Origin of the sequence: Neorhizobium sp. CSC1952 (assembly GCF_030378245.1) — a bacterium.
In the GTDB taxonomy this organism is placed as follows: Bacteria; Pseudomonadota; Alphaproteobacteria; order Rhizobiales; family Rhizobiaceae; genus Neorhizobium; species Neorhizobium oryzae_A.
This window is the reverse complement of the sequence record NZ_CP128416.1, coordinates 3254732-3277819: the sequence shown is the minus strand read 5'-3', so window position 1 is coordinate 3277819 and position 23088 is coordinate 3254732. Positions and strand designations below refer to the sequence as shown.

The following is a 23088-nucleotide window of genomic DNA, read 5'->3' as shown; positions in this document are numbered from 1 at the left end:
ACAGCGCCCACCTCCAGATTAAATTCTTTCTTATCTTCAACACCGGCCGGTTTTACCGAAACGGCGGGCCTCCACCTCGATCATCGCGACCCGCGTCGCCGGATCGAGACCGCCGACGTCGGACCCGTCCCGCTCCGAAATGAACAGGAACCGATCCACCTCGGCACCTGCCGCCGTCACCGTCCGATAGGTTTCCCACCGCTGGTGAACCCGCGCGGCGGCGCGCAGGGACGGAATATTGTCCGGACTGACGATCGAGACGATCCGGCCGAAGCCGAGTTTGTAGAGACCGAAGTCCCGGCAGGCTGAAGCCGCTTCAAAGGCATAACCGCGCCCCAGCCATTCGCGCCTCAGGTGATAGCCGATCTCCGGCTCCATGCCCGATGGCGTTTTCTGAAGGGTGATCCCGCAATCGCCGATCAGCTCTCCGCTCGCCTTCTCGACCATTCCCCAGAGCCCGAAACCGTTCTCGGCATAGCTTTGAAACGCGAGCTTGTCGAACCAGTCGAATGTCTCTTCCAGGGTCTTGGCGCGGGGATAGTAGCGCATGCTGACGGGATCGCCGAAGATGCGATGGAGGACAGGCACGTCGTTTCGCGTGAGCTCCCGCAAGACCAGCCGGTCCGTCGTCAAAACCTCTCTCATCGGCCCCTGCCCTTCATATCGACCCCGATGCCAACCCTGACAACGACCACTAAACTTTTCCTTAAATTTTACCGGTTATTAATCTCTCGAAGTTGAGAGATTTTGCGATGCGTACTGCGTTTTTCATCGCCCTCATGGCCCTTTCGCTGACCGCCTGCGCCTCCGCGCCCAGCCGGGTCACCAATGCCTGCGCGATCTTCGAGCAACGGGACGGGCTTTTCAACAACTGGGCGCGCCAGGCGAAAGCCGCCGAACGGGAGTTCGGCGTGCCGGTGCCGATCCTGATGGCGACGATCTATGTGGAATCCGGCTTCCAGCCCTATGCCAAGCCGCCGCGCAAATACGTCCTCGGTTTCATCCCGTGGGGACGCGTCTCCTCCGCCTACGGCTATGCCCAGGCGCTCGACGGCACGTGGCTCACCTACAAGAAGGATACCGGCCGCTGGAGCGCGAGCCGCAGCGATTTCGGCGATGCGATCCATTTCGTCGGCTGGTACCACAATCGCAGCCATCAGAAGAACGGCATTCCGCTCACCGACGGCTACAATCTCTACCTCGCCTACTATTCCGGCCATGCGGGTTATTCGCGCGGCCAGTTCGGCAGCGGCGTCAGGCAGACGGCGCAAAAATCCGCCGCCATGGCGGCAAGATACGAGGCCCAGCTCAGAAGCTGCGGATACTGACGATATCGAACGGCGTGCTCAAAGCACCTTGGCCGCCGTCACTTCCACCTCGACCAGGAATTCGGCGCGCGTGAATCCGCCGACGACGATCAGCGTCGAGACCGGCTTCGGCTCCATGGTGTAGCGGTCGCGCACCGTCATATAGGCCGGAAAATCCTCGCGGCTCGTCACGAAGCCGCAGATGCGGATGACATCCGCATAGGTCATGCCCGCCTCATCCAGGATGGCGCCGATCGCCTTGAAGCAGAGTTCCGCCTGGCTTGCCACGTCCGGCGGGATCTTCTCTTCCGACGAAATGCCGAGCTGGCCGGAGGTGACGAGCAGGCTCGCGCCCGGCGGCACCAGAAGCCCGTGATTGTACTGCCCGAACGGCTTTCGGACGGATGGCGGATTGAAAACGCGCTTCATGGCGGCAAGCTCTCGTTTGGCGTGGGACTCACCTGACGGCAAACCAATAAACCGGCTTTCATCGTCGGGTTCAAGGCATGGGGACGAACCGCACATCTCCAGGCCCTTGCCTCGCCCCTGTTTCTGATTATTCTTCACCGGGAAAAGAAGTAAGGACAAGACGAGGGGGCTTCATGTCGCGTGCTGTCGCTTGGTGGCGCTATCCCGCTTTCGCTCTCGGCATCCTCGGAAGCGAGAAATCTTTCCGGAAGAACCCGCTGCTCGGCCATCCCCGCCTCAACGAACTCGGCCTGCATCGCGAGCGTGTCCGGCTCGCCGCCCGCATGGCTGATTACCGTCGCAGCCTCCTCGGCATGTCCGTGAGCGCGGAGGAACGGGCGGCCTTCGACCGGGACGGCTTCGTCGTCCGCGAGAACGCCCTGCCCCAGGACGTATTCCAGCGCATCCGCGATTACCTTGAGAACGAGCCGCTGCCGGCGCGCGAGATGCGTCAGGGACAGGCGGTGACGCGCATGACGCCCATCAATCCGAACGCCCTGGAGAAACTGCCGGACCTGGCCCGCTTCAGCCGGGACCCGTCGATCGCCGGCCTCATCCGCTATGTGGGCGGCGTCGCCGGCGACCCCATCTATTTCGTCCAGACCGTCATTGCCGAACCGGCGATCAAGCAGGCCGACCCGCAGACGGCCCTGCACGCGGATACCTTCCACTCGACGTCGAAGGCCTGGCTATTTCTTCAGGATGTCGGCCCGGACGACGGTCCTTTCGTCTTCGTGCCCGGCAGCCACAAGCTCACCGAAAAGCGGCTCGAATGGGAATACCGGCAGAGCCTGCTGGCCAATGTCGACAAGCGCACCCATCATGCGGACGGATCGTTCCGCATCACGCCCGCCGAACTGCTGGAACTCGGCGATTTCACTCCGCAGAAGGTGGTGGTGCGCGCCAATACGCTGGTGGTGGCCGATACCTACGCCTTCCATTCACGCGCCGTCAGCGACCGGCATACGGTTCGGGTGGAGCTGCACGCCTATCATCGCGCCAATCCCTTCACACCGCTTCCCTTTTCGCTCACCGGCCTCGTCCCCGGCATTCGCGACCGCCGCCTCGATCTCTATCTCGCCTTTGCCGACAGGAAAGCGAAGCGCGCCGGCAGGCAGCCCGTCTGGAAGGATGTCGGCGCCTGCACCGCCTTCTCCGAGCCGCATATCTGACCGGCGGTCCTTGAGGCGCCCGGTCAGGCGCCGTAACCGACGATGCCTTTGACTTCGAGGAAGTCGTGAATGCCCCAGTCGGCATACTCCCGGCCGTTGCCGGACTGCTTGTAGCCGCCGAACGGCGCGAAGAGGTCCCATTCGGGATAGTTGACGAAAACCGAGCCGGCGCGCAGGCGCGACGCCACCTTGCAGGCGTGATCGATATCGCCGGACTGCACGTAAGCAGCCAATCCGTAAGGCGTGTCGTTGGCGATCTCGATCGCCTGCTCCTCGCTGTCATAGGGCAGGATCGAAAGCACCGGGCCGAAAATCTCCTCTCGGGCAATCGTCATGTCGTTGGTGACGTGGCCGAACACGGTCGGGCGCACGTAATAGCCGCGGTTGAGGTTTTCCGGCCGGCCCGGTCCGCCGGTGACGAGCGTCGCCCCTTCCGAAACGCCGGCCTCGATCAGCCGCTGGATCTTGTCGAACTGCACCTTGCTGACGACCGGGCCGAGATCGGTATCTTCGGCGCGCGGATCGCCGGTCTTGAGCTTTTCCGCAGCCGCCTTGGCCACCTGAAGCGCCTCGTCATGGCGCCCGGCGGGCACCAGCATGCGGGTCGGCGCATCGCAGGACTGGCCGGAATTGCCGAAACAGGCCGTGACGCCGTCCGCCACCGCTTTTTCGAATTCCGCGTCGGGCAGGATGATGTTGGGCGACTTGCCGCCGAGCTCCTGCGCCACGCGCTTCACGGTATCGGCCGCCGTCTTCGCGACGATCACGCCGGCGCGGGTCGAGCCCGTGAAGGAGACCATGTCGACATCCGGATGGCCGGCCATTACCTGGCCCACGTCCGGCCCGGTGCCGTTGACGAGATTGAAGACGCCCTTCGGCGTGCCGGCCGCTTCCATCACCTCCGCGAAGATGATGCCGGAAATCGGCGCGATCTCGGAGGGTTTCAGGACCATGGTGCAGCCCGCGGCGATCGCCGGTCCCACCTTGCAGGTGATCTGGTTGAGCGGCCAGTTCCAGGGCGTGATGAGGGCGCAGACGCCGATCGGCTCATTGACGATCATCGTCGATCCGCGTGGTTCGGTGAATTCGTATCTCTCCAGAGCCTCGATCGTCGCCTTGAGATGCCCCTGGCCGGCTGCGGCCTGCGCATCGCGGGCAAAGGCGAGCGGCGCGCCCATTTCCCGGGAGACGGCCTGGGCGATATCCTCGTAACGCTTTTCGTATTCGGCAAGGATGCGCTTGAGCAGCGCCAGCCGCTCCGCCTTCGGCCATTGGGAAAATGCCGGAAACGCAGCCTTGGCGGCGGCGACCGCCTTGTCCACATCCGCTTTCGATCCAAGCGCGATCTGCGTATAGGCCTCTTCCGTCGAAGGATCGATCACGTCGAGCGCGACGGGTATCGCGGGCGCCACCCAGGCGCCGTCGATGAAGAATTTCAGATGATTGCTCATGGAAGACCTCCCGGACAGCCGGAGAAACGGCAGGCCACTATCGGACATGGCCGTTTCCCCCGCAAGTCCGGAAGTCATTAGACCTGCCCCTCATCCGGCTGCCGCCACCTTCTCCCCGCTTTGCGGGGAGAAGGAATATGCTGCGCCGCCTCTTCCACTTTCGAGTATTGCGTTTGGCACATTCCCTCTTCCCGTTTCTACGGGGAGAGGGTTAGGGTGAGGGGCAAGCATCAAGCACCGTAAGGCGCGAAGAATTTCTTGGCCGCTTCGATCTCGTTCGGCCGGATCTCATGACCGCCGAGATGCCATTCGAGCGTCACCCTGTCGCCCTGCCGCTTGAAATAGTCGGCAAGCGCGGCGGTCTGCGGCACGGGGCAGATCGGATCGTGCTGGCCGGCGGTGATCAGCACATGCGCCTGCTCGCCGGTCTTGCGATCCTCCGGCTGGAACGGGATCAGCGGATGCATCAGCACCCCCGCCTCGAACAGGCCGGGCTTCTCGATCATGATGTTGGCGAGGATGTTCGCGCCGTTCGAGAAGCCCAGGCCGAGCACGGTCGAGGATTCATGAGCGTCCCGGTTGGCGGCCACGAATTCGCTCATCCGCTCCGTCGCCCGGGCAAGGTCGTCGCAATCGTAGACGCCTTCCGCCTTGCGCCGGAAGAAGCGCGCCGCGCCATGTTCGGAAACATCGCCGCGCGGCGAGATGACGGTGGCGTTCGGCAGCAGCCGGCCGCCGAAATCGAAGAACTGGTTCTCGTCGCCGCCGGTGCCGTGAAAGACGAACAGGATCGGCGCCCCGGGCGCACCGGGTCTCGCCCGGTGCACATAGCTGTCGTAACTCATCTTATTCTCCTGGTGCCCGAACCGTTATTCAATGGGTTCAAGGTGCTGTTCGAGGGCTTCCCTCAGATGCGCGTGCTGCCTCGGCAGCTTCAGCGCCTCGCCGAGATGGGCCGTGTCTTCGTCGCGATCGAAGCCGGGCTCGTTGGTGGCGACTTCGAAAAGCACGCCGCCGGGGGTCCGGAAGTAGATCGCCCAGAAGTAGTCGCGGTCGATCACCGGCGTGACCTGATAGCCGGTATCCATCAGCGCCTTGCGGACTTCGAGCTGCTTTTCGCGGTTCTCGACCGCAAAGGCGATGTGATGGACCGAGCCGGCGCCAAGCCGCGCGCCGCTGATATTGGGCATGGTTTCGATGTCGATGACATCGGCGCCGTTGCCGCCCGGAATGCCGAAGCGGGTCACGCCGTCCTTGGCGTCGATCTGGCTGTAGCCCATGTATTTCAGGAGCTCGGCGGTGGCGCCTTCGTCGCGCAGACGAAGCGACGCGGAATGGAAGCCGCGGATCGCTTCCGCCTCGCCGACGCCGTTGCCGGTCCAGGGCGCGCGCGGATCGTCCTTCACCTCGACGAGCGCGAAACCGTCGCCGTCGGGACCTGCGAAATGCAGGCGGCTCTCGCCGAAAGCGCTATCCGTCTTCAAGCCTTCGACGCCGGCCTTGGTAAGCCGGTCGGTCCAGTAGCCGAAGGAACCTTCCGGAACGGAGAAGAGCGTCGTGCCGACTTCCCCGGTGCCGGGACGGCCGCGGGCGATGTGCGGGAACGGGAAGTAAGTCATCACCGAACCCGGCGTGCCGACTTCGTCGCCGTAATAAAGATGGTAGACGTCGGGAGCGTCGAAATTGACGGTCTTCTTCACCCGGCGCAGGCCGAGCGTATCGGTGAAGAATCTGTTGTTGATACCGGCACTCGCGGCCATGGATGTGACGTGGTGGAGGCCCTTGATCTGGTCGAGCATTGTAAACCCCTTTTCTGGCTCAGCGAGCCGTTGTTCTGGGGCAATATTTGGTTCACCGGGCCCGGCTTGGATAGACGGCCGGGTCCGAACGCATCGTTCACTTAACGTAGACGGGAAATGGTTAATTGTTCACAGAACAGGCCGTTCCGGCAGCTGCCAGTCGATAGGCTCGCGGCCGCGCGAAACAAGGAAGTCATTGGCTTTGGAGAAATGCCGGCAGCCGAAGAACCCGTTATGGGCGGAAAGCGGCGAGGGATGCGGCGCCTTCAGCACGAGATGCTTTCGCGTATCCACGAAAGCCGCCTTCTTCTGGGCGTAGGAACCCCAGAGCATGAAGACGACCCCGTCGCCTTCCTCGTTGACGGCGCGGATGACCGCATCGGTGAAGCGTTCCCATCCCCGCCCCTGATGCGAGGCCGCCCGCGCCTCCTCCACGGTCAGCACGCTGTTCAGAAGCAGCACGCCCTGGCTCGCCCAGTGTTCGAGGAAACCGTGCTTGGCAGGCGGGATACCGAGATCGCTCTGAAGCTCCTGATAGATGTTGACGAGCGACGGCGGGATGCGCACGCCGGGCTGCACGCTGAAACAAAGCCCGTGCGCCTGGCCATGGCCGTGATACGGATCCTGGCCGAGGACGACGACCTTCACCTGTTCGAGCGGCGTCAGGTCGAGGGCGCGGAAATATTCGCTGCCCTTGGGGAAGATGCGCTTGCCCGCCTGCTTCTCGGCGACGAGGAAGCGCCTGAGCTCGCTCATGTAAGGGTTTTCGAATTCCGGCCCGAGCACCCGTTTCCAGCTTTCTTCGAGCCTGACCTCGCCTTCCGCCATGGCTTTTTCCTCAAATGACGTGGTGGTTCGAGCGCGAATGCCAGTCCCAGGCGGACCGGATGATGTCGGTGAGGGTATATTTCGGCTCCCAGCCGAGCACCGCCCGCGCCTTGTCGTTGTTGGCGACCAGCGAGGTGGAATCGCCCTCGCGCCGGCCGACATATTCCACCGGGAACGGCTTGCCCGATACTTCCGAGATCGCTGCCAGCAGTTCCTTCACGGTCGTGCCGGTTCCCGTGCCGAGGTTGAGTTCCACCGTCTCGCCTCCTTCAAGCAGGTAATCGACGGCGCGCACATGCGCGTCCGCGAGATCGAGCACGTGGATATAGTCGCGCACGCAGGTGCCGTCGCGGGTGTCGTAATCCTCGCCGAAGACCTTGAAACCCTGGCGGCGGCCGAGCGCCGCCTCGATCGCCAGCGGGATCGCATGCGTCTCCGGCGTATGCCATTCGCCGATCCGGCCCTCGAAATCCGCGCCCGCGGCATTGAAATAGCGCAGCATCACCGACTTCAGGCCCTTGTAGGTGCCGTAGTCCTTGAGCGCCTGCTCGATGATGAACTTGGTGCGGCCGTAGGGATTGATCGGCGCCTGGCCGTGCGTCTCGTCCATCGGTACGCGCTCCGGCAGGCCGTAGGTGGCGCAGGTCGAGGAGAAGACGAAGGCCTTCACGCCGGCATCGAGTGCCGCGGAGAGCAGCGTCAGCGCGCCGATGACGTTGTTGTCGTAGAAGGCGACGGGGTTCTTGACCGATTCCCCCACCTCGATCAGCGCCGCGAAATGCAGGACCGCATCCGGCTTGTGGGTCGCGAACACCTCGTCGAGCCGGGCGCGGTCGCGGATGTCGCCCTGTTCCAGCGCTCCCCAGCGGACGAATTCCGCATGACCATTGGAGAGATTGTCGAAGACGATCGGTTCGTAACCCCGTTCCGCCAGTACCAGAGAGGTATGGGAGCCGATATAGCCGGCACCGCCGACGACAAGCACTTTCTTCTTCGACATCATGTCTCCTGAAGGCTGTTGAAGTCGCCGGCACTATAACGGCCGTCGATGAAATGGAAAGGGCAGATAGAGCGTGGGACGATACGCTTGATAAGCATAGCACCTGGTGCTATGTATCTGGTATGGCCTATCGGGTATTCAAGACGGCATGGTTTACCCGAGCGGCGCGGAAAGCCCGTATCTCGGACCATGAGCTCTGCAAGGCAATCGCCCAGGTCGCCCTGGGTCAGGCCGACGACCTCGGAGGTGGCGTTTTCAAGAAACGCCTGAACGACAACCGGCACCGGTCGATCATTCTGGCGAAGGCCGGAGAATTCTGGGTCTATACCTATCTCTTCGCCAAGCAGGACCGGGCCAATATCGATGACGATGAGTTAGCCGCCTTTCGGAAACTGGCGGAACTCTACCGCAAAAAGACGGCTGATGCTTTGGCCGCCGAATTGAAAAACGGTGCACTGGTGGAGATTTGCAATGGCAACTAGGCGGAAATTCAAAAGCGATGCCTTCGAGGCGATCCATAGCGCCGTGGAAGGCATGTATGAAGCCGGGACGATAGACAAGGAAACCCTGCGGACCTTTGATGAGACTTGCCTTTCAATACCCCCAGAGCTTTCTCCAGGCGAGATCAAAGCCCTGCGCGAGGGCAACCACGTCAGCCAGCCGGTCTTCGCCCGGTATCTCAACACCAGCGAGTCCACGGTCCAGAAATGGGAAACGGGCGCGAAGCGCCCAAGCGGGCCGGCTTTGAAACTGCTGGACATCGTGCGTAAACATGGACTTCAAGTGCTCTCCTGACTCATTTTATCAAAGAGCTTTCATGCGTCTCCTGTTTCTTGTCCTCGGCTGGCTGTTCGTTGCCCTCGGTGTCGCGGGGGCCTTCCTGCCGGTGCTGCCCACCACGCCTTTCCTGCTGCTGGCGGTCGCCTGTTTCGCACGCTCCTCGCCGCGGCTGGAGGCCTGGCTGATGAACCATCCGAGGTTCGGGGAACCGCTCAGGAACTGGCGGGAAAAGGGCGCCATCCCCCGCAGGGCCAAGACCGCCGCCGTCGCGATGATGGCCGCAAGCTATGCGATCTTCTGGTTCGGCACATCGCCGCCCTTCTGGCGGGCCGTCCTGGTCGCGGCCCTGATGATCGGGCCGGCGATCTTCGTCGTCACCCGGCCGGAACCGGGTGCCTGATCCTCACAGGCTCAACGATGCCGCGATTGCGGCAGGACGTAAGGAATATGCTGGGCCGGCAGCCGCCCGACGGCGCCGGCGATTCCGTAGACGCTGGCGATGATCTCGTCGCTCACCGTCTCCGCGCAGGCGCCTTCGGCGACCACCCGGCCGTGGTTCAGCACCACGAGATGGTCGGCGAATTCCGACGCGAGATTGAGGTCGTGCAGGATGGCGAGCACGATGCCGCCGGCGGCCGCGAAATCGCGGGCGATCTCCAGCACCGATATCTGATGGCCGAGATCGAGGCTCGCCGTCGGCTCGTCGAGAAACAGCGCCCGCGGCACGCCGTCTGCGATCGGCTGCGGCACCTGGGCGAGCGCCCGGGCGAACTGCACCCGCTGCTGCTCGCCGCCCGACAGCGACGGATAGGGCCGGCTTTCGAAACCGCGCAAGCCGACGCGGGACAATGCCTGCCGCGCCTGTTCCGTCGGGTTCGGCGCCCCTTGCGCCACCGCCCCCATGCGGGCGATTTCGAGCGCGGTGAAGGGAAAGGCGAGCTGCGTCGCCTGCGGCAGCACCGCCCGGCGCCTGGCGAGATCGGCCGGCTGGCACAGATCGAGGCTGGCGCCGTAATAGGATACGAAGCCCGTGTCAGGCTTCAGCTCGCCGGACAGTACCTTCATCAGCGTCGATTTGCCGGCGCCGTTCGGACCGATGATCACGGTGAACCGCCCGGGTTTCAGCTCGACCCCGACATTGTCGAGAAGCCTGCGGCCGGAGCGCGTGACGGTGATATGCTCGCCGGAAATCATGGCATGTCCCGCATCGCGCCGTTCTTTCCGATGAGCAGGAAGAGGAAGACCGGCGCGCCGAACAGCGCGGTGACGACGCCGATCGGCAATTCCGCGGGTGCGGCCACCGTGCGCGCCACGCTGTCGGCGATGAGCAGCAATGCCCCTCCTCCGAGCGCCGAACCCGGCAGCAGGAAACGATGCGAGGGGCCCATGGCGAGCCTCAGCAGATGCGGCACGACGATGCCGACGAAACCGATCGAGCCCGCGACGGCAACCGTCGAGCCGCAGGCGGCCGCCACCGCGACGATGACGATCCTCTTCAGCCGCTGCACCGGAATGCCCATGTGGAAGGCGGCGGCATCGCCGAGGATCAGTGCGTCGAGCCCGCGCGCCACGAAAGGCATGACGGCGAGCACGGCCGCTATGAACGGCAGGATCGAGAGGACGCGGCCGAACGTGGCGCCGCCAAGCGAGCCGAGGGTCCAGAAGGTGATGTCGCGGAGCTGCCGGTCGTCGGCCATGACGATCAGCAGGCCCATGAATGCGGCCGAAAGCGCGCCGATCGCAATCCCCGAGAGGATGAGCGCCGTGGTCGAGGTCCGGCCGTCGCGGGTGGCGATCAGATAGAGCATCCAGGTGTTGAAGAGGCCGCCGAAGAACGCCATCAGCGGCAGGAACTGGTTGCCGAGCAGCATGGCAAGCGGCGCCAGCATGGTGTTGCCGAGCACGATCGCGGCCACCGCGGCAAGCCCCGCGCCTGATGTGACCCCGACGACGCCCGGATCGGCGAGCGGATTGCGGAACAGGCCCTGCATCATCGCGCCGGAGACCGCAAGCCCGGCGCCGACCAGGAGCCCGAGCGCCGTGCGCGGCAGGCGCACCGCTTCGAGGATCACCCGCTCCTGGACCGAAAGGCTGTCGCCGTTGCCGGTCGCATAAGCCCAGAGATCGCGCAGGCCCACGCCGGTCGGACCGATCCCGAGCGAGATGAGGCAGGCGGCAAAGAGCAGCACGGCGAGCAGCCCGAGCACCACTGCGCCCTGCCGCGTCCGGTCGCCGTCGGCCGCGGCGCGAAAGGGCATGGTGAGCGCCTTCATCAGTGGATCGCCCCCGGATAGATATCGGCGGCGAGCGCGCGGGCGGCTTCCGGCGTGCGTGGGCCGAAGCCGAGCAGCAGCAGGCCGTCCATGGTGATGAGCGCCTTGTTGGCGGCAGCCGGCGTCGTCTGCATCGAGGGCATGGCGAAGACCTGTTCCGGCGTGAGGGCATGATCTCCGCGCGACATGGACAGGATGACGTCAGGCTGCGCGGCGATCACCGCCTCGTCGGCGAGCGGCTTGTAGCCGTTGATCGTCGGCGCCGCATTGACGCCGCCGGCCAGCGCGATGACGGCGCCGGCTTCGGTGTCGGCGCCTCCGGCCATCACGCGGTTGTTCGACAGCGAGAGCACGAAAAGAACCTTCTTTTTCGGTCCGGGAATCTTGGCGACGTCCTCCTGGAGCGTCTTGAGGTCCGCCTCGGTCTTGGCGGCCAGCGCCTCGGCCTTGTCGGAAAGCCCGACGGCCGCGCCCACATCGCGGATCTTTTGGCCGATCGCATCGACCTTCGGCGGCGTCGGAACCACCACCATCGGCACCTCGCTCGCTTTCAGGATTTCGAGAACCGGCGGCGGCCCGGACCCTTCCTCCATCAGGATCAGGTCGGGCTTCTGTCCGAGAATGCCTTCCGCCGAAAGCTGCCGCATATAGCCGACATCGGGCTTGGAATTGGCCGCGTCGGGATAGAAGCTGGTGGAGTCCCTCGCCACGATACGGTCTTCGGCCCCGAGCGCGTAGAGGATCTCGGTGATCGTGCCCCCGACCGAGACGATGCGCTTGGCTTCCGGATTGCCCCTGTCGGCCGCGGCGGCACCGCCGGCGACGAGACCCGCAGCCAGCACGGCGGCAGCGAAACGCCCGCGGAAACTAAAGGAAGACCCCATCATACTATGCCCCTTTCTTGCCCAAGCCGGGGCCTATGCTGGCCCCGCTTCGTCGCTTGCGCGGCGATAACTTGAGTTGACTACGCAAGTTTTTTAGGGTTTTCAAGGGGAACGGCCGCAGATATCTTGAGCCGAAAATGACACTTAAGTGAGGGACTGATCCGATGTATATCGCAATGAACCGTTTCCGTGTGGTGCCGGGCTATGAAGAGGCCTTCGAAGCCGTATGGCGCGGCCGCCAGGGCCGTCTTGCCGAAATGCCGGGCTATATCGAATTCCACATGCTGAAGGGTCCGAAGGCCGAGGATCACACCCTCTATGCGTCCCACACCGTCTGGGAAAGCTTCGAGCATTTCCAGGAATGGACCAGGTCGGAACAGTTCCGCGCCGCCCATGCGAAGGCCGGCGAGAACCGGGGCAAGATCGAATATCTCTCCGGTCCGCATTTCGAAGGTTTCGAAGTGATCATCCACGAAGACAAGAACGGCGTTCGCGCCGACGCCGCCTGAGGTTCGCGATGAACGCCGTTTCCGACATCGGGCCGGACCGCCGCGAACGGGCGCTGGCAGCGCTTGCCGAAAAGCCCGACGGCGTCGTCGAGGCGATCGCCGGCAAGGCCGAGGTCACGCCGGCCGAGATCCTCGAGATCCTGCCGAAGGGTGCCGCCGTCATCGCCGGCAAGGAGCATTTCCTGGATATCTGGGCCGAGATGACGAACTGGGGCGAAGTCCTCTTCATCGTCCACACGGAAGACATCGTGCTGGAGGCGGAAGGCAGCCTTCCGGCAGGCTCCGAAGCGCATGGCTGGTTCAATATCCACGGTGACAGCCCGATCGGCGGTCACATCAAGAAGGACAACTGCGCCTCGGTGACCTTCGTCGACCGCGCCTTCCACGGCCGCCGTTCCTGTTCGGTCTGGTTCATGAACGAGAAGGGCTCGGCCATGTTCAAGGTCTTCGTCCGCCGCGACGAGAACCGCGAGCTGATCGCCGGACAGCTCGTCAAGTTCGAAGCCCTGCGCGACCGCTACGCCGCCCTGTAGGCCCGGCGATCAGGATTGATGAGCCAGGTTTGATGAGCCGGGCGTCGGAAAATTATCCGTCCGGCTCATTTTTTACGGAACCACTTGGCGACTTTCCCGTTTACGGCGTCGCGGGACCGTGTGTTTCCGGTATATGTCTTTCACGAGGGGCGTTTCCGCTTCGCCGGTCCCCTATCGTTGCGTGAAGTGCCGCCGCGCCAAAGGCGGACCGATTTCGCCCGCCCCGCACGGGGAAGCGAAACTTGAAATGGCGCGGCGAGCCTTGCTTTTCCGGCAGCCCGGTTTCCCCCGCTCTCAGAGCGCGGGCACCCATTTCCAGAACACGCCCTCCATCCGTTCGGGATAATATTTGAACTCGCATTCGAAGCGGCGGCCATAGGTTTCGGCAGCCTTCAGGGCTGCCTGGCTCACCGGGTTCATGCCCGTGCCGGGCGCGAACCAGTCTTCCATGAGATCGTCGGGAATATAGACGCCGATCCTGAGCGGCAGGGTTGTCAACGTCGCGTCGAGTTCCTCCGGCGGCATGGCTTTTCCTCCTCCACGAAAAGACGAACGCTTTTCAACGCCCGCCTTTCCGGGAAGTTCCGGTCTTGGACCGGGGGCCTAAGCACCGGGGACCCGGCCTTGGGCCATGCAGCCCTACGGCATCGGCCCGAAAATCGGAATCGATTTTCGGTAAGCACGATGCATAGATTCAATAAGTTAAAGCGTCCTTTGTGCGTCCGTTCGGACGCACGGCGCTCTAGTGGTGCGCCGCGTGTTCGGGCTTGCCCTTGCGCTTCGTCGACGCCATGTCGTGCAGCTCTTTCTCGCTCATGGATTTCTCCATGCCCTTCGAAGCGCCCTTGAGCTCGCTCTTCTTGATCTCGCCGCGCTTGGCGGCAAGTGCCGCGCCGGCGGCCTTCTGCTGTGACTTGGATTTCGCTGGCATGTCTGCCTCCTCGGTTTCTTGCACGAATCCAACCGGTCTGTGCCGTTTTGGTTCCGAATTCGGCGGCGGAACATGTCGTTTGCCCGGGGGTTTTGATTCATCAGCGGCGGCGCATCCGGCGGCGGCGCGAGAAAGTAGAAAGGAACCACGATGGACGCCGAACGCAAGACCACCGAGAACGGCGAGTCCGCCCGCTTCGAGAGGGCCCGCTTCGAAAGGGAAGGACGGGAACGCGTCGAAGACGCTCTGCATGCGCAGACGGACATGACCAACCAGGAAGCCGTGAAGGAAGCAACGCGGCTCGGCGGCGGCGACACATACCTCGTCGAAACCGATCTGGAGGACCGCGACGAGCGCGAGGACGAGGATCAGCCGGACGGCCGCCCCGGCCCTCTGGCGAATGCGGACAATCCCGAGCGCTGACGGGCGGCGAACGACTTGAAGCGGAACCTCCGGGCCCTCCCGGGTGTTCCTCTGCGCGAACCACGATTCGGAGAACCTTGATGAACGCCGACGTCAACACCGCGCAGAACCTGGCAGAGGCTCCAAATCCGCCCCGGGAGAAGGTTACCCATCCGGTCGAGACCATGCCCGGCATGGAGGTGAAGGCCGCCCCGACGCTGGTGGATGCGGAAGCCGAAGTCTTCGTCGCGGAGGCGGTGGAAGATCTCGCCAAGTGCCATATCCCGTTTCTCCTCGCCGGCACCTTCGCGATCAGCGCCTATACCGGCATCACCCGCCAGACGAAGGACCTCGACATCTTCTGCAAGGCCGGCGACTACGCCCGCATCCTCGCCCACTTCAAGGAGAAGGGCTACGAGATCGAGGTGGAAGACGACCGCTGGCTCGGCAAGGTGAAGAAAGGCCGGCATTTCTTCGATGTCATCTTCGCCGCCTCGAACGGCACGATGCCGATCAGCGACGCCTGGTTCGAGAATGCCCGCCAGATCGAGATGAACGGCCACAAGGTGCGCATCATTGCGCCGACCGAGCTCATCTGGTCGAAATGTTTCGTGCAGCTCCGCCACCGCTACGACGGCGGCGATATCGTCCACATGATCCTGCGCGCCCACGACCAGATCGACTGGGAGCGGCTGCTGAACCACATGGAAGTGCACTGGGAAGTGCTCTTGATCCACCTCCTGAACTTCCGCTGGATCTACCCGACCGAGCGCGACAAGGTGCCGGACTGGCTGCTGGACGAACTGCTCGATAGGCTGAAGGCGCAGCGCGAGCTGCCGCTGCCGCAGATGAAGGTCTGCCGCGGCCGCATGTTCAGCCGGGTGGATTTCGAGATCGACGTGAAGGAATGGGGCTTTGCCGACGTGGGCGGCGAAGGCGACCTGCGTGAGGATCTGACGAAGGATCTGCCCAAAGACTTGCCCAAGGATTTGCCCAAGGACTTGCAAGGAGCATCGGCGTGACGAAAGCGACGGAGGCGAAAGGCGAAGCCGCCAGGACCGAAGCGAAGAAGGCAAACGGCAAGCTGAGGATCGCCGCCATGGGCGACCTGCATGTGAAGGAGCATGGAGAGACTTTCAGGGATCTTTTCAGCGAGATCTCTCAGGTTGCCGACATCCTCGTCCTGACGGGCGACCTGACCCACCTCGGCAAGCCCAGGGAGGCGGAGATTCTCGCCGCCGATCTGCGCTCCTGCTCCATCCCCATGGTGGGCGTTCTCGGCAATCACGACTACGAATGCGGCCATGTGGAAGAGGTGACCTCGATCCTGAAGGATGCCGGCGTGCAACTGCTCGAAGGCCAGGCGGTGGAGATCGACGGCGTCGGCTTTGCGGGGGTCAAGGGTTTTGCCGGCGGTTTCGGCCGCCACATGCTCGGTTCGTTCGGCGAGCCGGCGATCAAGGCCATGGTGGCGGAAAGCGTGGAAGAGACGATGCGGCTCGAAAACGCCCTCCGGCAGGTGCGCTCCGAACGGGCGATGGTCGTGCTGCACTACGCGCCGATCGTCGAGACCGTGCAGGGCGAACCGATGGAAATCTATCCCTTCCTCGGTTCCTCGCGCCTCGCCGAGACGATCGACCGCTTTCCGGTGAAGGCCGTGGTGCACGGCCATGCCCATCGCGGCACCTATTCCGGCAAGACCCCCGGCGGCGCCCCGGTCTACAACGTCGCCTCCCATATCGAGAAGCCGACCGGCAGGCCTTATGCGCTGCTGGAGCTGTGAGGGCGGCGGTTCAGGGAAATCCCCCTCATCCGACCCTTCGGGCCACCTTCTCCCCGCTGGGGAGAAGAAGGTCTGGTGGCTGCCTCGCCGTTCTACTCCCATACATGCGATAGCATAGCGGCCGGGAAGCATGCGACGGCGAGGCATATCACCTTCTCCCCGGCGGGGAGAAGGTGCCGGCAGGCGGATGAGGGGGCCGTCGGCCGCATGCCAACACGGATACAAGTCACGCGTGCCTCCTCACACATGCAGCGCATACCCCAACGCCTTCATCGCCGCCTCCGCAAACCCCTCCGACTGCGTCGGCGGCCGGAAAGCATGCGACGGCGAGGCATATCCCCTTCTCCCCGGCGGGGAGAAGGTGCCGGCAGGCGGATGAGGGGGCCGGCGGCCGCATGCCAACACGGATACAGATCGCGCATGCCAACACGGATACAAGTCACGCGTGCCGATCACACATGCAACGCATGCCCCAGCGCCTTCATCGCCGCTTCCGCAAACCCTTCCGACTGCGTCGGATGCGCGTGGATCGTACCGGCGATATCCTCCAGCCGCGCGCCCATCTCGACCGCCAGCGAAAAGGCAGCCGACAATTCCGAAACCCCTGCCCCGACCGCCTGGATGCCGAGGACGAGGTGATTGTCGGCCCGCGCCACGACGCGGACAAAGCCCTCTTCCGAGGACAGCGTCATCGCCCTGCCATTCGCCGTAAACGGAAATTGCCCGATCTTCACCTCGCGCCCGGCCGCCCTCGCCTCCTCAGGCGAAAGCCCCACAGAGACGATTTCCGGATCGGTAAAGCAGACGGCGGGGATGGCGCGCTTGTCCCAGCTCCGGCGTTTTCCGGAGACGATCTCCGCCACCATCTCGCCCTGCGCCATCGCCCGGTGCGCCAGCATCGGCTCGCCGGTCACGTCGCCGATCGCATGGATGCCGCGCATCGAGGTGCGGCACTGTTCGTCGATCTTCAGGAACCGGCCGTCCATGTCGAGTTCCAGTTCCTCGCGGCCCCAGCCCTCGGTCACCGGCCTGCGGCCGACGGTCACCAGTACCTTGTCGGCGGCGATCCGCCTCTCCTCGCCATCGGCGGTTTCCGCCAGCAGCGCCTCGCCGGTCGCCGACAAGCCCTCCACCCTGGTGCCTAAAAGCACCTCGACGCCGAGCGCCGACAACCGTTTCGCCACCGGCTGCGTGAGCTGCGCGTCGTAGAGCGGCAGGATGCGGTCGAGCGCCTCGACGATCGTCACCTTCGAGCCGAGCTTGGCGAAGGCGATGCCGAGTTCGAGGCCGATATAGCCGGCCCCCACCACCGCCAGCCTTTGCGGCACGTCCGTCAGCGACAATGCACCGGTCGACGAGATCACCTTTCCGCCGAAGGGCAGCGCCGGCAGCTCGACCGGCGCCGAGCCGGTGGCGATGACGATATTCTCCGCCCGGATCACCTGTTCCCCGGTTTCGGTCTCCACCGCCACCGTCTTGCCGTCCCGGAACGTCGCCCGGCCGACGACGATCTTGACGCCCGCTTTCTTCAGCAGGCCCGACACGCCCATGGTCAGCCGTCCGGTGATGCCGTCCTTCCAGGCCATGGTCCTGGCAAGGTCGATGGCCGGGCTTTCGGCCCGGATGCCCATGGCATTCCGTCCGGCCGCCATGGCGACCGTCCTGTGGAAATCGTCGGCCGCGTGGATCAGCGCCTTCGACGGAATGCAGCCGATGTTGAGGCACGTGCCGCCCGGCTTCGCCATCTCGACGATGACCGTATCGACCCCGAGCTGGCCGGCACGGATGGCGCACACATAGCCTCCCGGCCCGGCCCCGATGACGAGAAGCTTGCAGGTGATCTCCTTCATCATCTCACTCCTCGACGAAGATCAGCGCCGGCGTCTCCATCAGCGCCTTCAGCCGCTGCACGAAGGTCGCCGCATCCCAGCCGTCGATCACCCGGTGATCGAAGCTGGAGGACAGGTTCATCATCTTGCGCGGCACGAATTGCGTGCCGTCCCAGTGCGGCCGGATGGCGAGCTTGTTGACGCCGACGATCGCCACTTCCGGATGGTTGATGACCGGCGTCGAGACGATGCCGCCCATGGCGCCGAGCGAGCTGATGGTGATCGTCGAACCGGAAAGCTCTTCCCGCAGGGCCGTGCCGTTCTTCGCGGCCTCGCTCAGCCGCGCCACCTCGCGGGCGCAGTCGAAGATGTCGCGCGCCTCCGCATGCCTGACGACCGGCACGACGAGCCCGGCCGGCGTCTGTGCGGCGATGCCGATATGCACGCCGCCATATTCGCGGATGACGCCCGCCTCGTCGTCGAAATGGGCGTTGATGCCCGGCTGCTCGGCGATCGCCTTCACCATGGCGCGCATCAGGAAGGGCAGGATGGTGAGTTTCGGCTTGCCCGGCTTCTGGCTGCCGTTGAGCCGGGCGCGCAGCTCTTCCAGCGCCGTCATGTCCACCTCCTCCACATAGGTGATGTGAGGAATGCGCGACTTCGAAAGCGCCATCTTCTCGGCGATGCGGCGGCGAAGGCCGACGACCTTAACCTCCTGCACGCTTTTGTTCGGCTGCAGGCCGGTTGCCGTGCCTGCTCCGCTCTCGCGGCTCAGAAAGGCATCGAGATCCTCGTGGGTGATGCGGCCGGCCGGTCCGCTTCCCGGCACCTGGCGCAGATCGACGCCCGCTTCCCTGGCCCTGAGACGCACGGCCGGTGTCGCCAGCGGCTTTTCGCCCTCCGCACGCGGCGCCCCGCTGCCTTTGGACATCGCAGCTGCCGGCGATTTCGCGGCAACGGTCTCCGGCGCCGGCTTCGGCTTTTCCGCTGCCGGCTCAAACTTCCTCTCGGCTTCGACCGGCAGCGCCTCCGGCTTTGGTGCCGGCAGATCGATTTCCGGCTCAATCTCGCCGTCACTGCCTTCCCCCGCGGTCCTGATCTTGAGGATCACGGTGCCGGTGGCGATCACGTCGCCGATCTCGCCGTGCCGGAAGGTCACCTCGCCCTCCACCGGCGAGGGGATTTCGACGGTCGCCTTGCCGGTCATGACGGCCGCGAGCACCATGTCCTCGCGCACCAGATCGCCGACATTCACGTGCCATTCGACGAGCTCGGCTTCCGCGACGCCTTCGCCGACATCCGGCAGCTTGATGATCTTCTCGGGCATTCAGGCCTCCATCATCTCGCGCAACGCCCGGCCGACACGGACCGGCCCCGGAAAGTAATCCCATTCCTGCGCATGCGGATAAGGCGTGTCCCAGCCGGCGACGCGCACGATCGGCGCTTCCAGGTGATAGAAGCAGTGCTCCTGCACCAGCGCCGCGAGCTCCGCGCCGAAGCCGGAGGTCAGCGTCGCCTCGTGCACCACCATGCAGCGGCCGGTCTTCTTGACCGAAGCGACGATCGTCTCGAGGTCGAGCGGCAGCAGCGTGCGCAGGTCGATCACCTCCGCATCGATGCCGGTCTCTTCCGCCGTCGCCTCCGCCACATGCACCATCGTACCATAGGCGAGCACGGTCACCGCCGAACCCGGCCGGCGCACCACCGCCTTGCCGAGCGGCACCGTGTAATGCTCCGCGGGCACCTCACCGAGCGGATGGGCGGCCCAGGAAGTCACCGGCCGGTCGTGATGGCCGTCGAACGGGCCGTTGTAGAGCCGTTTCGGTTCGAGGAAAATCACCGGGTCCGGGTTCTCGATCGAGGAGATCAGCAGGCCCTTGGCGTCGTAAGGATTGGACGGCACCACGACCTGCAGCCCGCAGACATGGGTGAACAGCGCCTCCGGGCTCTGGCTGTGCGTCTGTCCGCCGAAAATACCGCCGCCGGTCGGCATGCGGATCGTCACCGGGCAAGTGAAATCGCCGTTCGAGCGATAGCGCAGCCGCGCCGCTTCCTGCGTGAGCTGGTCGTAGGCCGGATACATGTAATCGGCGAACTGAATCTCGACGCAGGGTTTCAGGCCATAAGCCGCCATGCCGATCGCGGCCCCCACGATGCCGGATTCGTTGATCGGCACGTCGAAGCAGCGCGTCTTGCCATATTTCTGCTGGAGCCCCTGCGTGCAGCGGAAGACGCCGCCGAAATAGCCGACATCCTCGCCGAACACCACCACATCGCCGTCACGCTCCATGGAAACATCCATCGCACTGCGGATCGCCTCGATCATCGTCATGCGCGCCATGGGGAGGCCTCCCATACGATGATGCTGGAGCAAGTCGCCCCCTCGCCCGGCCTCCGCTTCGCTCGGCCACCTACCGGGGACGGGTCGGCGGCCCCGTCCCGTCCTCCGGACCCCCAAGGGGAGAGGAGGGAATAGCAACGCCGCGGCTCTTCCCCTTCTCCCCAGCGGGGAGAAGGTGGCCCGAAGGGCCGGATGAGGGGGCTCCGGGTAGAAACGCTCAACAATAAAGCCATCCGCTCACACCCCCGCCTGCTGCCGTTGCCGCTTCAGATGCGGCGGCATTTCCGCATAGACGCCTTCGAACATGTCGCGCATCGAAGGCCGGCCGCCGGAATGGAGCGTGCCGTGCCGCTCGGCCTCCTTCTGGGCCGCGACGACCGTGTCGCGGATTTCCGCCTCCATCTGCGTGTGCCGCTCCTCGCTCCAGGCGCCGACCCGGATCAGGTGGTTCTTCAGCCGGATGACCGGATCGCCGAGCGGCCAGGCCTCCGACTCCTCCTTCGGCCGGTAGGCGGAGGGATCGTCGGAGGTGGAATGCGCCCCGACGCGATAGGTCACGTATTCGATCAGCGTCGGACCGATGTTCCGCCTGGCCCGCTCCGCCGCCCATCTGGCGACCGCATGCACCGCGAGATAGTCGTTGCCGTCGACCCTGAGCGACGGCAGGCCGAAACCAAGCCCGCGGGCCGCGAACGTGCCGGAACCGCCGCGGGCGATCCCCTGGAAGGTGGAAATGGCCCACTGGTTGTTGACGACGTTGAGGATGACCGGCGCCCGATAGGTGGAGGCGAAGACCAGCGCCGCATGGAAATCCGATTCCGCCGTCGCCCCGTCGCCGATCCAGCCGGCGGCGATCTTGGTGTCTTGTCTGATGGCGGAGGCCATCGCCCAGCCGACCGCCTGGATATACTGGGTGGCGAGATTGCCGGAGATCGTGAAGAAGCCGTATTCCTTGGAGGAGTAGAGGACGGGCAACTGGCGGCCCTTCAGCGGATCGGCGTCGTTGGAATAGATCTCGTTCATCATGTCGACCATCGGATAGCCGCCGGCGATCAGGAGGCCCGCCTGCCGATATGTCGGAAAGTTCATGTCGCCGGGCAGCAGCGCCTTGCGGAAGGCGCAGGAGACCGCCTCCTCGCCGAGATGCTGCATGTAGAAGGAGGTCTTGCCCTGCCGCTGCGCCATCAGCATGCGCTGATCGAAGATGCGCAGCAGCATCATGTGGCGCAGCCCCTCCATCAGCTCCTCGTTGGTCAGCGTCCCGGCCCAGGGGCCGACGGCCTCGCCTTCCCGGTTGAGCACACGGATGATCGAGAATGCCAGGTCGCGGATTTCCTCCGGATCGACATCCACCTCCGGCCGTCGCACGGAACCCGCCTTGGGGATCGTCACATTGGAAAAATCCGGCTTGCCGCCCGGCCTAACCTCCGGTTCCGGCACATGCAGGCTCAGCCTGCCGGCCGGGTTCGGCTTCATGTCGTGCATCATTCGCTTCTCCTCCCAAAGAACCGGGCAGTTCACGCAGCGCTTCACCTCATCAGGCGAAGCCTCTGGCAATGATGATCTTCTGGATGTCCGAAGTACCCTCGTAGATCTGGCAGACGCGGACATCCCGATAGATGCGCTCGACGGGGAAATCGGAAATGTAGCCATAGCCGCCGAGCGTCTGGATCGCCGCGGAGCAGACCTTTTCGGCCATTTCCGAGGCGAAGAGCTTGGCCATGCAGGCTTCCGAAAGACAGGGCTCGCCGCGATCCTTCAACCGTGCGGCATGCAGCACGAGCTGCCGCGCCGCCTCGATCTCGGTCCTCGCCTCGGCCAGCCGGAAGGCGATCGCCTGATGGTCGAGCAGCAGTTTTCCGAACGTCTTGCGCTCCCTGGCATAGGTGAGCGCCACGTCGAAGGCCGACTGCGCCATGCCGACACATTGGGCGGCAATGCCGATACGGCCCGCCTCCAGCCCCGAAAGCGCGATCTTCAGCCCCGCCCCTTCCGCACCGATCCGCTGGCTTTCCGGAATGCGCAGGTTGTCGAACATCAGCGCGGCCGTGTCGGACGCCTTCTGGCCCAGCTTGTCCTCGATCTTGGAGATGGAAAAGCCGGGCACGTCGGTGGACGTCACGAAAGCGGAAATGCCGCGCTTGCCGGCGGCGGGATCGGTGACGGCGAAGATGATCACGGTGCCGGCGATCTTGCCGGAGGTGATGAACATCTTCGAGCCGTTGATGACGTAGTCGCTACCGTCCTTCACCGCTCGCGTGCGGATCGCCGCGGCATCGGAGCCCGTGTCGGCCTCCGTCAATGCGAATGCGCCGATATGCCGGCCCTCCGCAAGCGGCCGCAGGAACTTTTCCTTCTGCTCGTCGGAGGCATGCGCGTCGAGCAGCGAACAGACCGGGGAATTGTGGACGCTGACCAGCGTCGAGACCGCGCCGTCGCCGGCGGCGATTTCCATCAGCGCACTCGCATAGGCGACATAGGAACAGCCGACGCCGCCCCATTCCTCCGCCGTCCGCATGCCGAGAAAACCGAGCTCGCCGAGCTGCTGCAGCACCGCAGGCTCGATCGCATGCGCCTTGTCGCGCGCCGCGGCGCCCGGCTTCAATACGTCGCGGGAAAACTCCGCGGCCGTCGAACGGATGAGTTCCTCCTCATCGGTCAGCATGCAAAGATCTCCTCCCCGAAACCGTCTGCATGAGATCTAATCTAGGGCCGGAATCCGCGGCGTGCCACTCCCGCGAACTTGTTATTTGTTACGCGTTTCAGCAATTTTATTGCGCAGCCGCCCGATGATGGAA

At 64.4% G+C, this 23088-nt stretch carries 27 protein-coding genes; 10 read left to right on the top strand and 17 right to left on the bottom strand.

Annotated features, from left to right (window positions below; translation table 11 throughout):
- Positions 1–36 precede the first annotated feature (36 nt).
- Positions 37–645, bottom strand: coding sequence for a GNAT family N-acetyltransferase (locus QTA58_RS15935; RefSeq protein WP_341850266.1), 609 nt, complete (start codon positions 643–645; stop codon positions 37–39).
- Positions 646–779: 134 nt separating this feature from the next.
- On the opposite strand from QTA58_RS15935, the gene QTA58_RS15930 reads away from it, so the two are divergent.
- Complete coding sequence (locus QTA58_RS15930) at positions 780–1328, top strand: transglycosylase SLT domain-containing protein (RefSeq protein WP_234810921.1); 549 nt, start codon at positions 780–782, stop codon at positions 1326–1328.
- Between the two features lie 18 nt (positions 1329–1346).
- On the opposite strand, the gene QTA58_RS15925 is transcribed toward QTA58_RS15930, so the two are convergent.
- Positions 1347–1736 (bottom strand): RidA family protein, encoded by a 390-nt coding sequence (locus tag QTA58_RS15925; RefSeq protein ID WP_289669587.1) that lies wholly within the window; start codon positions 1734–1736, stop codon positions 1347–1349.
- A gap of 173 nt (positions 1737–1909) precedes the next feature.
- Between QTA58_RS15925 and QTA58_RS15920 the strand changes: the two genes are divergently transcribed.
- Positions 1910–2947: a phytanoyl-CoA dioxygenase family protein gene (locus QTA58_RS15920; RefSeq protein ID WP_289669586.1), complete on the top strand. Its 1038-nt coding sequence runs from the start codon at positions 1910–1912 to the stop codon at positions 2945–2947.
- Between the two features lie 23 nt (positions 2948–2970).
- Here QTA58_RS15920 and QTA58_RS15915 read toward each other — a convergent pair whose 3' ends face one another.
- The 5 genes from QTA58_RS15915 to galE all read right to left on the bottom strand — a co-directional run bounded on the left by QTA58_RS15915 (position 2971) and on the right by galE (position 8025).
- Positions 2971–4398 carry an aldehyde dehydrogenase family protein gene (locus tag QTA58_RS15915; protein WP_289669585.1) on the bottom strand — a complete coding sequence of 476 codons (1428 nt, stop codon included), beginning with the start codon at positions 4396–4398 and terminating at the stop codon, positions 2971–2973.
- Positions 4399–4628: 230 nt separating this feature from the next.
- On the bottom strand, positions 4629–5243 hold the full coding sequence (locus tag QTA58_RS15910) for an alpha/beta hydrolase (RefSeq protein ID WP_289669584.1): 615 nt from the start codon (positions 5241–5243) through the stop codon (positions 4629–4631).
- 24 nt (positions 5244–5267) lie between these two features.
- Positions 5268–6197 carry a VOC family protein gene (locus tag QTA58_RS15905; protein ID WP_289669583.1) on the bottom strand — a complete coding sequence of 310 codons (930 nt, stop codon included), beginning with the start codon at positions 6195–6197 and terminating at the stop codon, positions 5268–5270.
- 129 nt (positions 6198–6326) lie between these two features.
- Entirely contained in the window at positions 6327–7025 is a 699-nt protein-coding gene (gene ung / locus QTA58_RS15900) for a uracil-DNA glycosylase (protein WP_289669582.1), read from the bottom strand.
- A gap of 10 nt (positions 7026–7035) precedes the next feature.
- On the bottom strand, positions 7036–8025 hold the full coding sequence (gene galE / locus QTA58_RS15895; protein WP_289669581.1) for a UDP-glucose 4-epimerase GalE: 990 nt from the start codon (positions 8023–8025) through the stop codon (positions 7036–7038).
- A 122-nt stretch (positions 8026–8147) separates the two neighbouring features.
- On the opposite strand from galE, the gene QTA58_RS15890 reads away from it, so the two are divergent.
- From QTA58_RS15890 to QTA58_RS15880, 3 genes are read left to right on the top strand one after another with little or no spacing between them, the layout of a single operon-like run.
- Entirely contained in the window at positions 8148–8507 is a 360-nt protein-coding gene (locus tag QTA58_RS15890) for a type II toxin-antitoxin system RelE/ParE family toxin (protein ID WP_289669580.1), read from the top strand.
- Positions 8497–8820 (top strand): DNA-binding transcriptional regulator, encoded by a 324-nt coding sequence (locus tag QTA58_RS15885; protein WP_085420073.1) that lies wholly within the window; start codon positions 8497–8499, stop codon positions 8818–8820. The genes QTA58_RS15890 and QTA58_RS15885 overlap by 11 nt, the downstream gene beginning before the upstream one ends.
- Before the next feature lie 22 nt (positions 8821–8842).
- A complete protein-coding gene (locus tag QTA58_RS15880) occupies positions 8843–9205 on the top strand; it encodes a YbaN family protein (protein WP_289669579.1) in 363 nt (120 codons plus the stop codon).
- Between the two features lie 11 nt (positions 9206–9216).
- Here the strand turns inward: QTA58_RS15880 and QTA58_RS15875 are convergent, their stop codons facing one another.
- The 3 genes from QTA58_RS15875 to QTA58_RS15865 are packed head-to-tail and all read right to left on the bottom strand — an operon-like array spanning position 9217 to position 11965.
- On the bottom strand, positions 9217–9999 hold the full coding sequence (locus tag QTA58_RS15875) for a heme ABC transporter ATP-binding protein (protein WP_289669578.1): 783 nt from the start codon (positions 9997–9999) through the stop codon (positions 9217–9219).
- Entirely contained in the window at positions 9996–11078 is a 1083-nt protein-coding gene (locus QTA58_RS15870; RefSeq protein WP_289669577.1) for an iron ABC transporter permease, read from the bottom strand. Before QTA58_RS15870 ends, QTA58_RS15875 begins: the two co-directional genes overlap by 4 nt.
- Positions 11078–11965, bottom strand: coding sequence for an ABC transporter substrate-binding protein (locus tag QTA58_RS15865; protein ID WP_289669576.1), 888 nt, complete (start codon positions 11963–11965; stop codon positions 11078–11080). The genes QTA58_RS15870 and QTA58_RS15865 overlap by 1 nt, the downstream gene beginning before the upstream one ends.
- A gap of 161 nt (positions 11966–12126) precedes the next feature.
- On the opposite strand from QTA58_RS15865, the gene QTA58_RS15860 reads away from it, so the two are divergent.
- Both QTA58_RS15860 and hutX read left to right on the top strand, forming a co-directional pair.
- Complete coding sequence (locus tag QTA58_RS15860; RefSeq protein WP_085420078.1) at positions 12127–12471, top strand: antibiotic biosynthesis monooxygenase; 345 nt, start codon at positions 12127–12129, stop codon at positions 12469–12471.
- A gap of 8 nt (positions 12472–12479) precedes the next feature.
- Positions 12480–13004: a heme utilization cystosolic carrier protein HutX gene (gene hutX / locus QTA58_RS15855; protein WP_289669575.1), complete on the top strand. Its 525-nt coding sequence runs from the start codon at positions 12480–12482 to the stop codon at positions 13002–13004.
- A 294-nt stretch (positions 13005–13298) separates the two neighbouring features.
- On the opposite strand, the gene QTA58_RS15850 is transcribed toward hutX, so the two are convergent.
- On the bottom strand, positions 13299–13529 hold the full coding sequence (locus tag QTA58_RS15850) for a hypothetical protein (protein WP_085420080.1): 231 nt from the start codon (positions 13527–13529) through the stop codon (positions 13299–13301).
- Between the two features lie 217 nt (positions 13530–13746).
- The gene (locus QTA58_RS15845) at positions 13747–13935 is read right to left on the bottom strand and encodes a DUF3008 family protein (RefSeq protein ID WP_085420081.1); all 189 of its coding nucleotides are present in this window, start codon (positions 13933–13935) and stop codon (positions 13747–13749) included.
- 150 nt (positions 13936–14085) lie between these two features.
- On the opposite strand from QTA58_RS15845, the gene QTA58_RS15840 reads away from it, so the two are divergent.
- The 3 genes from QTA58_RS15840 to QTA58_RS15830 all read left to right on the top strand — a co-directional run bounded on the left by QTA58_RS15840 (position 14086) and on the right by QTA58_RS15830 (position 16120).
- Entirely contained in the window at positions 14086–14358 is a 273-nt protein-coding gene (locus QTA58_RS15840) for a hypothetical protein (RefSeq protein ID WP_289669574.1), read from the top strand.
- A 173-nt stretch (positions 14359–14531) separates the two neighbouring features.
- Positions 14532–15359, top strand: coding sequence for a nucleotidyltransferase family protein (locus tag QTA58_RS15835; protein WP_289673185.1), 828 nt, complete (start codon positions 14532–14534; stop codon positions 15357–15359).
- Positions 15360–15421: 62 nt separating this feature from the next.
- The gene (locus tag QTA58_RS15830; RefSeq protein WP_272937833.1) at positions 15422–16120 is read left to right on the top strand and encodes a metallophosphoesterase; all 699 of its coding nucleotides are present in this window, start codon (positions 15422–15424) and stop codon (positions 16118–16120) included.
- 452 nt (positions 16121–16572) lie between these two features.
- On the opposite strand, the gene lpdA is transcribed toward QTA58_RS15830, so the two are convergent.
- The 5 genes from lpdA to QTA58_RS15805 all read right to left on the bottom strand — a co-directional run bounded on the left by lpdA (position 16573) and on the right by QTA58_RS15805 (position 22955).
- Positions 16573–17970 carry a dihydrolipoyl dehydrogenase gene (gene lpdA, locus QTA58_RS15825; RefSeq protein ID WP_289669573.1) on the bottom strand — a complete coding sequence of 466 codons (1398 nt, stop codon included), beginning with the start codon at positions 17968–17970 and terminating at the stop codon, positions 16573–16575.
- A gap of 4 nt (positions 17971–17974) precedes the next feature.
- Positions 17975–19276 (bottom strand): dihydrolipoamide acetyltransferase family protein, encoded by a 1302-nt coding sequence (locus QTA58_RS15820; RefSeq protein WP_289669572.1) that lies wholly within the window; start codon positions 19274–19276, stop codon positions 17975–17977.
- Positions 19277–20290 (bottom strand): alpha-ketoacid dehydrogenase subunit beta, encoded by a 1014-nt coding sequence (locus tag QTA58_RS15815; RefSeq protein ID WP_289669571.1) that lies wholly within the window; start codon positions 20288–20290, stop codon positions 19277–19279.
- 237 nt (positions 20291–20527) lie between these two features.
- Positions 20528–21775, bottom strand: a complete 1248-nt coding sequence (locus QTA58_RS15810) for a 3-methyl-2-oxobutanoate dehydrogenase (2-methylpropanoyl-transferring) subunit alpha (RefSeq protein WP_234810923.1) — start codon at positions 21773–21775, stop codon at positions 20528–20530.
- A 52-nt stretch (positions 21776–21827) separates the two neighbouring features.
- Positions 21828–22955: an acyl-CoA dehydrogenase family protein gene (locus tag QTA58_RS15805; protein ID WP_289669570.1), complete on the bottom strand. Its 1128-nt coding sequence runs from the start codon at positions 22953–22955 to the stop codon at positions 21828–21830.
- Positions 22956–23088 lie beyond the last annotated feature (133 nt).